The 13,069-nt window shown below is 56.0% G+C and carries 15 protein-coding genes and 1 tRNA gene; 3 read left to right on the plus strand and 13 right to left on the minus strand.

Annotated features, from left to right (window positions below; genetic code table 11):
- Positions 1 to 72 precede the first annotated feature (72 nt).
- Positions 73 to 2,049: an RNA polymerase sigma factor RpoD gene (rpoD, locus tag B6S09_RS04945; protein ID WP_279586626.1), complete on the plus strand. Its 1,977-nt coding sequence runs from the start codon at positions 73 to 75 to the stop codon at positions 2,047 to 2,049.
- A gap of 214 nt (positions 2,050 to 2,263) precedes the next feature.
- Positions 2,264 to 2,340 (plus strand) — tRNA-Ile (locus B6S09_RS04950).
- A 715-nt stretch (positions 2,341 to 3,055) separates the two neighbouring features.
- Here the strand turns inward: B6S09_RS04950 and B6S09_RS04955 are convergent.
- From B6S09_RS04955 to B6S09_RS18420, 10 genes are all read right to left on the minus strand, one after another.
- Positions 3,056 to 3,628, minus strand: coding sequence for a hypothetical protein (locus tag B6S09_RS04955; RefSeq protein WP_094277391.1), 573 nt, complete (start codon positions 3,626 to 3,628; stop codon positions 3,056 to 3,058).
- 1,282 nt (positions 3,629 to 4,910) lie between these two features.
- Positions 4,911 to 5,411, minus strand: a complete 501-nt coding sequence (locus B6S09_RS04960) for a phage protease (protein ID WP_243832777.1) — start codon at positions 5,409 to 5,411, stop codon at positions 4,911 to 4,913.
- 103 nt (positions 5,412 to 5,514) lie between these two features.
- The gene (locus B6S09_RS04965; protein WP_094277392.1) at positions 5,515 to 5,799 is read right to left on the minus strand and encodes a hypothetical protein; all 285 of its coding nucleotides are present in this window, start codon (positions 5,797 to 5,799) and stop codon (positions 5,515 to 5,517) included.
- A gap of 108 nt (positions 5,800 to 5,907) precedes the next feature.
- The gene (locus B6S09_RS04970) at positions 5,908 to 6,924 is read right to left on the minus strand and encodes a hypothetical protein (protein ID WP_094277393.1); all 1,017 of its coding nucleotides are present in this window, start codon (positions 6,922 to 6,924) and stop codon (positions 5,908 to 5,910) included.
- Between the two features lie 1,726 nt (positions 6,925 to 8,650).
- On the minus strand, positions 8,651 to 9,058 hold the full coding sequence (locus B6S09_RS04975) for a helix-turn-helix domain-containing protein (protein WP_094277394.1): 408 nt from the start codon (positions 9,056 to 9,058) through the stop codon (positions 8,651 to 8,653).
- A gap of 127 nt (positions 9,059 to 9,185) precedes the next feature.
- Positions 9,186 to 9,797 (minus strand): hypothetical protein, encoded by a 612-nt coding sequence (locus B6S09_RS04980; RefSeq protein WP_094277395.1) that lies wholly within the window; start codon positions 9,795 to 9,797, stop codon positions 9,186 to 9,188.
- Complete coding sequence (locus tag B6S09_RS04985; protein WP_094277396.1) at positions 9,794 to 10,219, minus strand: hypothetical protein; 426 nt, start codon at positions 10,217 to 10,219, stop codon at positions 9,794 to 9,796. The genes B6S09_RS04980 and B6S09_RS04985 overlap by 4 nt, the downstream gene beginning before the upstream one ends.
- Entirely contained in the window at positions 10,216 to 10,521 is a 306-nt protein-coding gene (locus B6S09_RS04990) for a hypothetical protein (protein WP_094277397.1), read from the minus strand. The genes B6S09_RS04985 and B6S09_RS04990 overlap by 4 nt, the downstream gene beginning before the upstream one ends.
- Complete coding sequence (locus B6S09_RS04995) at positions 10,518 to 10,823, minus strand: hypothetical protein (RefSeq protein WP_094277398.1); 306 nt, start codon at positions 10,821 to 10,823, stop codon at positions 10,518 to 10,520. The genes B6S09_RS04990 and B6S09_RS04995 overlap by 4 nt, the downstream gene beginning before the upstream one ends.
- Positions 10,824 to 10,831: 8 nt before the next feature.
- On the minus strand, positions 10,832 to 11,008 hold the full coding sequence (locus B6S09_RS18420; protein WP_166670264.1) for a hypothetical protein: 177 nt from the start codon (positions 11,006 to 11,008) through the stop codon (positions 10,832 to 10,834).
- A 136-nt stretch (positions 11,009 to 11,144) separates the two neighbouring features.
- Between B6S09_RS18420 and B6S09_RS18425 the strand changes: the two genes are divergently transcribed.
- On the plus strand, positions 11,145 to 11,318 hold the full coding sequence (locus B6S09_RS18425; protein ID WP_166670263.1) for a hypothetical protein: 174 nt from the start codon (positions 11,145 to 11,147) through the stop codon (positions 11,316 to 11,318).
- 23 nt (positions 11,319 to 11,341) lie between these two features.
- On the opposite strand, the gene B6S09_RS05000 is transcribed toward B6S09_RS18425, so the two are convergent.
- The 3 genes from B6S09_RS05000 to B6S09_RS05010 all read right to left on the minus strand — a co-directional run bounded on the left by B6S09_RS05000 (position 11,342) and on the right by B6S09_RS05010 (position 13,068).
- Positions 11,342 to 11,806, minus strand: a complete 465-nt coding sequence (locus B6S09_RS05000) for a hypothetical protein (RefSeq protein WP_094277399.1) — start codon at positions 11,804 to 11,806, stop codon at positions 11,342 to 11,344.
- 14 nt (positions 11,807 to 11,820) lie between these two features.
- Positions 11,821 to 12,066, minus strand: coding sequence for a helix-turn-helix domain-containing protein (locus B6S09_RS05005; RefSeq protein WP_094277400.1), 246 nt, complete (start codon positions 12,064 to 12,066; stop codon positions 11,821 to 11,823).
- Positions 12,067 to 12,171: 105 nt separating this feature from the next.
- Entirely contained in the window at positions 12,172 to 13,068 is an 897-nt protein-coding gene (locus B6S09_RS05010; RefSeq protein ID WP_134113953.1) for a DUF6387 family protein, read from the minus strand.
- Position 13,069 lies beyond the last annotated feature (1 nt).

Below are 13,069 nucleotides of genomic sequence, written 5' to 3' on the forward strand. Positions count from 1 at the left end.
GTAATAAAGGCCCGGTGTACGGGTAAATGAAATAACCAATGCAGGCTGCAGCACGCTCCGCTCAAGGGCGAGGTGTTGGCAAGCACGGACCAGTTAGCCAGATTGGTCAAATTTTGTTATAATCGGCTACTTGCGCGCCAGAAATTAAGCGCCCCGGTAACCACACCCTCTCTTGCAACATCTAACCGGACGAGTTCTATGGAGCAAACCCCGCAGTCACAGCTTAAGCTTCTCGTTGCCAAAGGTAAAGAACAGGGCTACCTGACTTACGCTGAGGTAAATGATCATCTTCCTCAGGATATTGTCGACTCCGATCAGATCGAAGACATCATCCAGATGATCAACGACATGGGCATTCAGGTGGTGGAAAACGCCCCTGATGCCGATGATCTTATGATGTCGGAAACCAACACCGACGAAGACGCCGCCGAGGCCGCCGCTCAGGCTCTGGCGTCTGTTGAATCTGAAATTGGCCGTACCACCGACCCGGTGCGCATGTACATGCGTGAAATGGGTACCGTGGAGCTGCTTACCCGCGAAGGCGAAATCGACATCGCCAAACGCATAGAAGACGGCATCAACCAGGTACAGAGCTCGGTCTCCGAGTATCCCGAGACCATCACCTCGCTGCTGGATCAGTTCGACCGCTTTGAAGCCGGCGATATCAAGCTGAGCGATATTATTTCCGGCTTTCTCGACCTCGATGAGGCCGAAAACGCCGCCCCCACCGCCACACACATTGGCTCGGAGCTGAGCGACAAAGACCTCGACGACGAAGATGACGAGGATGAAGATGAAGACGGGGACGGAGACGACGACGAATCTGAAGCCGACACTGGTCCGGATCCGGAAGTGGCCCGGGAAAAATTCGGCCTGCTGCGCGAGCAGTATGAGCTGGTAAGAAGCACCATTGAAGCCAAGGGCCGCACTTCCAAAGAAGCGGCCGAGCAAATCGCTGCCCTGGCCGATCTGTTCCGTCAGTTCCGTCTGGTGCCAAAGCAGTTCGATCGTCTGGTTAACGCCATGCGCGACATGATGGAACGGGTCCGGGTGCAGGAACGTATCATCATGAAGCTCTGCGTTGAGCAGTGCAAAATGCCCAAAAAGACCTTCGTGCAGGCGTTTGCCCATCATGAAAGTGAGCAGGCTTGGTTCGAAGCTCAGCTGGCCGCAGGCAAAACCTGGTCTTCCCGCCTGCAGGAAGTAGCGGAAGACGTACAGCGCGCGATCAGCAAGCTCAAGGTGGTGGAAGATGAAACCGGTCTGACCATTTCTCAGATCAAGGACATCAACCGCCGCATGAGCATTGGTGAGGCCAAGGCCCGCCGCGCCAAGAAAGAAATGGTGGAAGCCAACCTGCGTCTGGTTATCTCCATTGCCAAGAAGTACACCAACCGTGGTCTGCAGTTCCTTGACCTGATCCAGGAAGGCAACATCGGCCTGATGAAGGCGGTCGACAAGTTCGAATATCGCCGCGGTTACAAGTTCTCGACCTACGCTACCTGGTGGATCCGTCAGGCCATTACCCGCTCCATTGCGGATCAGGCCCGGACTATCCGTATTCCGGTACACATGATTGAGACCATTAACAAGCTGAACCGGATTTCCCGCCAGATGCTGCAGGAAATGGGCCGCGAACCCACCCCGGAAGAGCTGGCACACCGCATGGCCATGCCGGAAGACAAGATCCGCAAGGTGCTGAAAATTGCCAAAGAGCCGATCTCGATGGAAACCCCCATCGGTGACGACGAAGATTCGCATCTGGGCGATTTTATCGAGGACACCACGCTCTCGCTGCCGGCGGATTCCGCCACCAGCGAGAGCCTGCGTAACGCCACCCACGACGTGCTGGCCGGCCTTACCGCCCGTGAAGCCAAGGTACTGCGCATGCGCTTTGGTATCGATATGAACACCGACCACACCCTTGAGGAAGTGGGCAAGCAGTTCGACGTTACCCGTGAGCGTATTCGCCAGATTGAAGCCAAGGCACTGCGTAAACTGCGCCACCCCAGCCGTTCTGAAGTGCTGCGCAGCTTCCTCGACGAATAAGCACTGCCACCGTTAAATACAAAGGGCGCCTGAGCGCCCTTTTTTATTTTCTGCTCTGCAAATAACTCATCTGCGGACCGAGATTCACAAAGTCCATTCAGCACAAGGCACCCCGCAGCATCCCCCTGGCTCCAACCGCTTAAAAATCAATCGGCTAAGCCACCACCCCGGCTGGACAGGCCCCCACCCGTTCCCCTATAATCAGCCCACTTTTGGCCCCTTAGCTCAGTTGGTTAGAGCACACGACTCATAATCGTTAGGTCCCCAGTTCAAGTCTGGGAGGGGCCACCATATAGCAAGGGTTAGCAGGTTAAGAGCCGCTAACCCTTTTTTTCTGTGCCGCCTATGTGCCGCTTTGCAGCGGGATAGCCAAGGAAACAAAACAGCCCGATTCACCAGGGCGAAACGCTCCATCATGGCCAGCGCCAGCACCACCTATCCCCCAACCAATCAACCAATTTGCGGATCACCGCAAATTGGTAACGCCCAAACCCGCGCCTAAAGTGGCAGCCTCTACCGCAAGCCCTCGCCCTACCTACTCTGTAAATCCGCGCCCTATTCGGCGTCCCCTCATTGCTGGCGCTCGCTCCTGGGTAAATACCTCAAGGCCGGAAAACCGGCTTTGACCGGCGCTATGTTGCGCCCGTTGGTGTTACCGGGTCTGGCGGCTACCGTGGCGGGTGGTGTAGCGGGTAACGCATCGCGACCACCAGCAAACCCGCGCCAGCTCTGCCCCGCAAGACGTCGCCAGGGTGGCGGGTGGTGTGGCGGTTGCCGTGCTAGGGTCTTGCCTGGCCACAGAGCGGCAGCCCCTGGGGAGTCTGGCCACTGGCTGGCCCGGTCGCGTCTCCGCTAAGTCGCCGGGCCGTTTGTCGTTTCTGACAAAACCCTTTGTCGTTTCTAACAAGAAAGCGCACCTATCCGGCAGCCTTTGGGGATCAGCTTGGCGGCTGGCGCTTTGCCCTGGTAGCCGTGCCCGGCGCTGGACCGGATTGGTTTAATATCTTTACCGCATGATATCTTGAATTTTCTCGAGAGGAAGGTTCGACCACTCTAGCCCCTTCCTGACAAATAATTTCTCATCATATTCAGATGGGAAACAGAACTTTTCTTTATGAACATTTAACACATAGAGGATGTAATAAAGCTCCGCACAAGCATGAATAATAAATATAATCTTTTGATGGTGCTTGGCCGCAAAGTAAACGTCAGGAGGATTGTTGATGAAGAGCTCTCCTATCACATCAAGGCGTTCGTGAAGGGCTTTTACTAGTGTTGGAATTCTTTTCATCATCCTTCTTTCCTCTGGCTCCATGTATCCAGCACAGTATTGAACTAAAGAGTTAAAAGCCCAATCATGGAAATCCATTTTCAACCGGATGTTTTTAACCTCTGTACATCTGTAAATACTTGAATAGCTGAGCAATAAATCTTTCACATTGTGGGTTAAATCTGAGACATCTAGATACAGATAGTCTTTAGCTTTTGAAACTCTCCTTTGCTCCAACCGCCAAGATAGCGAGTACCCTAAAGCAGCCCCAAAAGCGGCACTTAACAACGATATTATCCAGTCAGGCATATCTACCTCATCTTTTTTAAGATGATAGTAACCCGCCGTTGGCCTTCTGAATACTCGCACCGTATCAGTTAATGGGGGCTGCCTGACTACCGCCAATGTCCTTTTCAACGTTATCCCGTTCAGCTTTAAACTTGGCGGTCTGTTCTTTGATGCCTCTCATGTCGGTGCGATAGCCTGAATTATCCACAACAAGTCAGAAAAACAGCTGTGATAGGTGCTGGACCGTTTGGGTGAGCCTGCCCGGCTGTACATTTCGCGGGTCCTTGCTGGCGCGGTTCGTCAGTCCGCGGGGGCGCAGACGCGCGGATCTTGGCTGATTTTCGGGGCTCTTGGGTCGGCAGCAGCACAGGGGGTAAACCCTCACGGGTTGCGCCTTTGAGGGTGCCGACGGTGTTGATCGGTTACGGTTGCTGCCGCACCAGGTGCCAGCCGTTCGCGGGTACCGGGGTTGTTGTTTGCCAGCGCCAGCCAGGGGCACTGCGTCCACCTCAGTGACCAGCCCAGCGGCCAGCCCGCCCACGTTGAAAGCCTTGCCCCTTATGGGCTGCGCGGCTCTGTCCCTGCCGGGCTCGTCCATCCCCGCGACCGGCCCAGCGCCCACACCTTGCGGCCAAAGAACAACAACAACCACGCCCTGTAAATTTTCGTAAATGGCGGAAATCCGCGCCTCTGCGTACCCGTAACAGAGTGCCCCCTCGGGAGTACCTTTTTGTTTCGGGGCGGCGGGTCTGCCGGTGGCCAGCGGTGGCGACCGTGGGTGTCGCCTCGTCATGCCTTGCCGGTCATGCTCATACGCTCAAGGTTAACCCGGGTGGATATCGTAACCACTCAGCCGGGCCACCAGGCGAACGGGGCAGGTGATCACCAGCAACCGGGCAGACTCAACCGCGCACAACCTCCCCGTTGATCGCTAACTGCCGGGAATGCGACCGGGTGCCGGGCAGCACTGCGCCAGCTCGCCGATCGCCGGAAAAAATTCCCTTATTTCTCGCGCATAAAAAAACACTTGAGGGCGCGGTGTCCGGCCTATGAGGCTCCAGCGATTTACCCACCCCCGGGGCTGGCCAGCTCCCGGCCAAAGGTTCCCGGTTTCGGGTAATGTTTCCCTGTTTCGGGGAAAGGTGAGCGCACCACAAGCGCACCAGGGTAAAGGTTGCCGTTTCAGCTAATGGTTAGCTGGTTTGGCTAATGTGGTGAACGGCCGAGTTTTCGGCGGTTGGCAAGGTGTCACCATATGGTCATGGCTAACGCCCGCACATCTGCGCCGGTTGTCCTTTACCGATTACACTAGGCTCGGATATTGATAATGGCGGCCATGCGCAGCTCCAGCGGCCGGCTGGTGTCGTTGTAGGGAAACACCATCGACATATTCCCCCGCGGCGATAAAGCCCTGGGCCCGTTGGGTCCAGCGCGGCCGAATAAACAGCCACTCGCCCTTTCGCCATTCAATGTCGCCGCCGCCAAACCAGCCCGCCGCCGGGGCCGGCTTGCCGTTCTTGGCGGCATGCAGGGCCTGGTGCTCGTAGTCGATCAGCAGGTCCTGGCCCAGTGCCTGGGCGCGGGCAATCCGCCCGGCGGCAATGTCGCCGTCGAGCAGCCAGTGGCCGCCGGGCACATCAAAGGGCCGGCCGTCGCGGGCCTTGAAACGCCCGGCCGGCAGCAACTGGTGCCAGCCGTCCTGGCTGTCGGCCAGCTCGGCGGTAAGAATAGCCAGGCGCTCGGGCCGCCCGTCGGTCAGCACGGCCAGGGGCGCAGGGGGTGAGAAAACGGATACGATGTTCATGCCGCCAGTATCGGCGGCAGGGGGAATCAGGCGGGTTTATTGGGGCGCAAAGAAAAAGCCACCCGGGCGGGTGGCTTTCTTCAGGCAAACAACAGATGGCACATCAGAGCCAGGCGTTTTCATCTTCGCCGATGTCTTTCGGCTCAGGCAGTGGCTGACCATTGAGCACGGGCTCGTCAACCTTCACATACCATTTGTCCAGCTGAGTGAATTCATCCAGGCAACGCCACGAACCGCTTAAACCAAACGCGTCACAGATGCGACCACCTACTACTTTGTTCTGTTCAAAACCGCTGATACGTCCGGCCAAGATCTTGTCAGCGTTTTCACGACCAACATAGAGCATCACCCCAACCCAGATATCGGACTGAGCCTGTGCCGCCGGCATAAAGAAGAATTTGTCCGCTTCTCCGGCCTGGGCCAGACAGGCAAACAGTGAAAAAATCAGTACCAGTATCCTGCTTATAAATGCTCCCTAAACATGCTTTTTTGACTGTTATTGTTCTTCTATGTCGGACAGATCGGCCCGAATAACCAGCGCAGATTTGATATCACCGTTAAGTTGCCTGGCGTTGATGCGAAGGCGTACCGGGTGACGCGCCCACTCACCGTTCTGAAGGGCCTCCAGATAGCGGCGCTCCAGCGTATTGTCTTGCACCTTGGCGATAAACACGTCTCCCGAATCCAGGCTTTTTACCTTCACCTTGAATTCGTCCGGGTTGGATGAGTCAACGTTCAAAATACGATAGTCACCATCCAGCCGCACTTCTTCCGACTTATTGCGGGCGTTTTTAACCAGCTCGCCCGCCTCTTCACCGGTGACGTGTATTCCCTGAATGGTCACGTCCTGGGCCACGGCACTGCGCTTGACCAGCTCGGTGCGGGCATCTTCAGCAATGTTGGCAATGGACTGCAGCCTGGCATTATCCTGAAGCACATTGGCCATGATCTTCATGCGCTCGGTTTCCTGCTCAGAAGAAAACTTCAGATGCTCAACCAACGCCTGTTGCTCTTCGCTTTTGGCTTCTTCCTGCCGAATTTTTACACGATGGTCCAGGTAATGCTTGTAGCTGGAGGCTCCACCCCAAACCACGGCCACCCCCAGCACCATTGTCAGCAACGTTTTCGGATCCATTTTGCCCACCAACTCCGAACTGAACTTTTCCAAAACCGCCTGCAAATCAACATTAAAAATCGAGCTACCCTGCTCAACACGGATCGCAATTTCAAGATCCTTCTTCTCGTTTGTTGATATGGCCGATATCTTGGGCGAATTATACTTGGCAATGGCATAACTGCGGTAAATGTTTGCCTGTAACGCAAGGAACGCCCGCATCAGGGGCGGCGTGATTGTAGAATCAAAGCCTTCCCCCTGCAGGCGAAGAGTGAGCACCGGCCACCCTTCAAAAGTGATATCCTGTGCCTGCAAATCCAGCCCTTCTGCCGTTAATTGCTCCAGCAATTCAAAGGCCTGCTCTTCGCTTTTAATTACCAGGGTACTTCCATTGGACATAGAAATAGGATCCGACCGAGGAACAAAGGCAGAATCCTACCCAGTTAAACTGAACAGGTAAACTCAAACGCCTCCCTTCTGTGCCATAAACCCCGTTTAAAAACGCCGTGGCGCGTTTAAATCCTTTCGACCCAAGACAGCATACCAGTAAGCCCCTCAACGCGCGTCCAGCGCGTTTGAGAGCGCCTTTTTGATAATGCGTGCAATGGCCCGCTCGCCCTCGTCGCCAATGCCCAGAAAGGGCCGTGCTGGCGCGTCTGACCAGCTGTATGCCTGGCTCGATTAATAGGTACCGGGTGGTTGTCTGCCAATGCGCAGCCTCAGCGCCAACAATGCGCAGTAGTCACGCGCCGTTCACGCAGCCCTGCCATTACCCCGCGTCAGCAAATGGCGGCCCGTGTAGTGTGTGGTTCTCCAATGTCGGTCCGATTACCAAAGCCGGATTCCCGGCTTTGGGTTTCAACTTTTTTCAATCGCTCCCGGTACTGGTTAGTTCGCACTATCAGAAAACTGGGCGAAAATCGTTATGAAACGTCATGCTGTGCGATCTGTAGGGTCGTTGGTGTTTGCCTTGCCTATGCGCTCGGGTTGAGCTAGTTAACCCCTACTGAGCCGGGAGATCATCGTGTTACAACTGGAGTTACATACCCGCTTTTCCGGTAATGTTCGCCTTTGCCGTCCGCGTCCACCAGTGGTGGATTAAGTGCGGAATATTCACTTATCAGTGGCGCGCTCAAGGGGAAGCCAGCTGCCTGACCACCTATTTCGTCAGGGTAACGGGTCAGGGAGCCGCGCTAGGGCTGGTGTACTCAGCAAACTATTTTGCTCAGCGCATTATTGCGCCCAGTACCCTAACCGCTTGCTCCCTCGAACCAGGGCAATGGTTGCCGCGGTGGCTAAGGTGGTGGGCAATCTGTCGGACGAAATGTCGGCATGCCTGCCAGCACCCCGCCGTTACAGGCCCTTAATGTGTCGGGTAATGTGGTACCGGTGGCAATCCTTCCCTGATTCCGCAAAGGTGAGCCGGCTGTTTTGAATGTCATCATTTGTCAGCATCAACAGGCCGGGAATGCGCTGAGGTTCGCGTTTTGGTTCGCGACGTAGTGCGTACCTTTGGTGCGAACCTGTGCGCATTTGGCTAGCTTGCACCGCCGGTTGGTTCAGAGCTGCTCGGCTGGCGCTGCGGCCGCTGGGTGGCACCGGATTCCCCGGCATTTCGGCTCGACGCCGTGACCGCCCGTGTATTCGGGCCCTACAACCTCCTTAAAACTGGAATATAAACATATAAAGGGACGCATCATGTCCAGCCCCTTTTATCCGCCTGATCATCATTTCACCTACTCACTATCCCACGCGCTCAGCGCCCGCTGTACTGTCTTGGTTGCTGCCCCAGTCGATAGGGGCGTACTTTCCGTGCAGGTTGTTGAAGCTCTCGGCAGGAGCAAATGACGCCGCCATGATGCAAGCCTCTAATTATCTCTGTGTCGGGCTGGAAGTGCGAGAATTCAGACCCTGTATGGCTTATATATAAAGTGACCCGATTTTCGGGGCGGGCAAAATCGAAATTTACCCCACTTTCGACCCGATTTTCGGGGCGAAAACCCACATAACAGCCCATAGCCTGACCCGATTTTCGGGTCGAAATAGGGCTATACCTGACCCGATTTTCGGGGCGGGTAAAATCGAAATAAGCGCATTTCAGGTACAAAAGACCCCCTTGCGGGGGTCAGGCGGCAGTCAGGTTGTGCTTGGTTGGGGTGGTTAGCTCTTGGCCGTCATGGCTTTCCGTGAAATTGGTTCTTATGGGTCCCCCTCTGGTAGGCTCCACGTCGAACTTGTAACGCCCCCCATCATCATTAACAGCATTGATGGGCAGCCAGGTTAATCCGTAAAGGGTGGGCTGGCGCTTGCCGTCAATGCCGCTGGCCCCTCTACGGGTTTTCACTATCAGACCACGGGCCAGCAGCTCCTTTGCAGCCCGTTCTATTGTGTCTTTGCTCTTGAACCCCCGCTTACTCAGCACTGACCAGGCAACGTTTAGATCGCCGTTGTTGTTGCCGCTGGTCTGGTAAGCCAGCTCCATCAGCAGCTTTAAGGACGCACCGTTCAGGCTCATAAAGTCAGGACCATCCATTACCCGCCTGGGGATTCCGGCAAAACCTCCCTTTGATCCGTTCCAGTAGTCTGATCCCGTTGGCGGTTTGTTTCTGTGTTTTTTCTTGGGTACTCCGTCCCGAGTCAATTCGGCCACGCATCCCCCTTCAGTGCTTAATAAAAGCGGCCTTCTCGTTGCTGGCTTGGCCCTGCTCGGCCACCAGCTCGGCAAACCCTTCAAGCATCATGCACAAGGTTTCAAAGCCCATAGGGGTTAACCCGCTGCCGCCGATCATGGCCTTGTACTGCGCCAGCACGGCCCGGCTGCCCTGCTCCCCGCCTTTGCGCATCAGGTGCGGGCTATCAAGGTGTTCTTGCATCAGCCAGGCCAGCGGCCCCGGCTCCACGGTGAACACTGCGCTCTTGCTGCTATGCCATTTCCCTTGCTGGTAGTCGCAGAAGCGAAAGGCCAGCAGGGAGCGCAACAGGGGCACGTCCTCCACGGTGAAGGGCTCGCCCCTGGGCTTGAGCCTCAGGCCATGGGCCAGCAGGGTGAGCCGGCCTTGCCAGGGCGGCAGCTTTTCAGCTTCCGGCACTTCGTTGTGATCGTGGTAGTCCAGCCCATCCAGCCGGCAGGGCAGGCTTTCAAACAGGGCCACCAGCTCGACGGTAAGCTCGTCTTGGCTGGCGCGGGTATGAAAAGGCCCCAGCTTGAGCGGAAACCGGGCAAACACGGTCAGCTCGATTTCAAAGGCGGCGGCGGGTGTCTGCTTGTTCATTCGGCCCCCTCCACCAGTTCTACGCCCACGAACCACGCCAGCCGGGGCGCATCATCCGGGATCAACTCGCACAACACTACGCGCAAGCCACCAGGGGCGGACAGTACGAAGTGAGCGCCAGCAGGTTGCCCAAGCTCATGGGAAGCGGGCCAGCGTTCTACGGTGACGTGTTCCCGTTCACATACAGCGAACAGGCCCAGCCGTTGATCCCGCACGGTAAAGCGGTTGTCATCCACTCGGCAAACCGTCACCTCCCCAAGGGCATAGGGGAACGAATGGGCCGGGGGCTCGTCGTTGGTGCCCAGCCCGGCAGCACTGCGGAACAGCTCAAGCTGGCGCTGGTATGCGCGGTACTGATCCCGCGCTTCTGTGGTGGCCGGGTTCAGCCCGTGCCGTTGGCAATACTCGGCGAATGGCGTCATGGCCGGCCCTCCTGCTCGATACCGAACAGGCGCAAGCCCTCGCCCTCATTCCAGGGGATCAGCTCGCCCGGCAGTTCGTCCACGGGCACGGCCACGTTAAACAGAATGGCGCGGGGCTGGTAGCCGGTGCCGGCCAGGGCGGTGCGGGCCTCGGTGGTAGCTTGGTCCTGATTGGCATCGTAGGCAGCGAATGGACCGGGCATAATGTCACGGCCTGCCGGGTCGGTAGCGTGAATGAAAAACACCAAGGGCTCGGCTGCGCTGGCTCTAGCCAGGGGGCGAGTAATGGCAACGGCGGTCATGCGGCCATCTCCAGCCGACGCTGGGCCAGTAACAGGCTGTCTTCTAACCTACCTATCTCATTGTGAGCGGCCATAATCGACTGTCCCAGCCGGCTAATAGTCCAGCCTATGCTACGCTTGTGGTCGTCGCTCAGGCCGCAATCGTCATCATGCTGAGCCAGTAAATCCCCGATCACCTCAATAGCCATCGCATCGTGGGCTATATCCTGACGGGCTTCTTGAATCTGGATTTTCAGATCGGTCACATCGATCGCACAGGGGCCAGTGGCTGCGGCCTCATGGCTCGGCGCTTTGGTAGTCATCGGCTCTCTCACGCTGCCACCTCATACGCCGGGCAGCGGCTCACGAATACCAGGTCAGGAGCGCTAGCAATCGAGCGGGCCTCTTGTTCGGTGCCAGCCAGTACGGTGATAAAGCGGATGCGGCGCATTGCTGCTATGCGCTGCTTGCCCTGCGCCAGGACAAAGGTAAACTTGGTGTTAGCCATCGTCGTTACTCCTATAACGGTGCTGGTCAGAGGCCCGGTTAGTGTTCCAGCACTTCCGGGCCTTGTTGTTTTTCGGCCTGATTTGTAATTACAATGGTAATTACCATGTAACTTATTATGTTTAAGGGTAATTACCATGTCAACACCGATAGAGAAACGCTCTCCACAGTACCAAATGCGCCTGACAGAAGATTTCAGGGCACAGCTTGAAGAACAAGCCAAAGCAGACGGCGATCCAACGCTGGCAGCATGGATAAAGCGCGTGCTCAGAAAAGAATTGCAGGCACGGGGCATCGAGCCAAAAGGCTGAGTTTTCATTGTTAAGGCTCCGGGTCAGGCGGCGGCAGTGACGGCTTGTTCGGGATAACGGGCAATCAGGGCACCACGCTCCTGCAGGCTCAGGGGTGGCGCGTTGCGGCGCTGGCGCATCTGATCCACCAGGCCGGCCACGCGCTCGGCATCGGCCCGACTGGTGATACGGTACCGGAAATGTGCGCCTATCCCGTCCGGGTTGCCCTCTTGCTCCCGGTGAAGGCGAATCGACAAGGCCCGCTCGATCTTGGTGGCGTAGTTACGGCCTGATGAAAGCCGGCACTGCCTCAGAATGTCACCCTCAGTCACACCACCAGGGCAGGACAGAAACAGCATATAAGCCCGCTCAGTTTTGGTGGCGGTCTTGGTTGGCTGGTGGGTGGCGGCGGTGCTACACTCGACGGCGGTGCTATTGTGCTGCGCTGATTGGGGGGCTTGAACCTGTGCCGGGTTCGGCCCCTTTTTGCTTTCGTGGTGTGCGGTCATGCTGGCCCCTCCCCTTATGCGGCCTGAGTGCCGCTTTGCTCGGCAAGCCAAGCGTCGAGGTCGGCTTTCATGTAGATCGCCTTCTTGCCACAGCGGTGATACTTGAGCCCATAGCGCCCGGTGCTGGCCCAGTTCGCCAGGGTCTTATCAGCCAGACCCAGATAAGCGGCGGCCTCTTTGCGGGTAAAGCGGGGGTTGGCGTCCAGCTCGGCGGCCAGACGCTGGTTGTTGGTATGTGGGTGATGGATAGCGGTTTGCATATAAAGCCCCTGTGACTCAGTGAATATAGGGGCATTATCTCGGGGGCAAAGTAGGGACTCTATCGAAGTTCGAAAAAACCAATTTTCGAAAAATAACGCAAGCTCTTACTTACGCCACTCCATAAAATCACTTACGACCCAGCCATAAATGTGCCGGTTTTTCTCTAGGGCTTTGCGAGTTCTCGTCACCATACATCCCCCACTAACCAGATCTTTTGCGAAAGGCCTTAGCGTTTGCGCTATGTGCTGGCCGCCTCTGGAGTGATCAGGAAACAAAACCTCCGCCATTAGCTCGTCTGTGATTCGAACATTTTCAACTAGCTCCCATAACATCAAGTCAATCATGGGGATAGCCTTATACTCAACAGCCCTTTTCAATACTGAAAGACCAACGTGTAGGGTAGGAAGCTCAAAAAAACCTTCTTCTGGATTTAGTGCCGGTTCTGGCGTCTTGGTTTCGGCTCGCCACAAGGGTAACAATGCTGCCAAGTCAGCCAATATTTCATCGTCAGACTTTTCATTGAGCTTTAGCATGACAGGCAACCTTCCAGGCAAGGGGTGCCGTGCGGCCTTAAAGGCTTGCTGTTTATTTGGCACACCCCGATCAAACCGATCGAGGTCTGATACATCTTGACCGTCAGTCATACCGTAAATACCTTTTTTCCTGGCAACGGCATCAAGTACGCACAGGTCAAAATTATTCAATGACGCTACAGCTCCGCTCGTTGCCATATCACAGCGTCCAGAGTACCAGTAGTCACCCGGTCCTTTCATATGGACTGGCACAATGATTTTTTCGGCTATTTTGTTCAAATCATCTTCAACAAAGCGTTCGTCATACGCTTCCGCTCTAAAGTCTATTTGCATGATGAAATCGAACACATTCAGGGATAGCAGAGCCTCATATCTTTCCAGCTTGAACCACTCGGGTAACTGCTCAGCCACATTGATCCGCTTAATTGACTCGGGCAACGGCTCGAGTTCATTGATTTGCTTGGTCATC

The organism is Oceanimonas baumannii, assembly GCF_002245495.1.
GTDB classification, from domain to species: Bacteria; Pseudomonadota; Gammaproteobacteria; order Enterobacterales; family Aeromonadaceae; genus Oceanimonas; species Oceanimonas baumannii.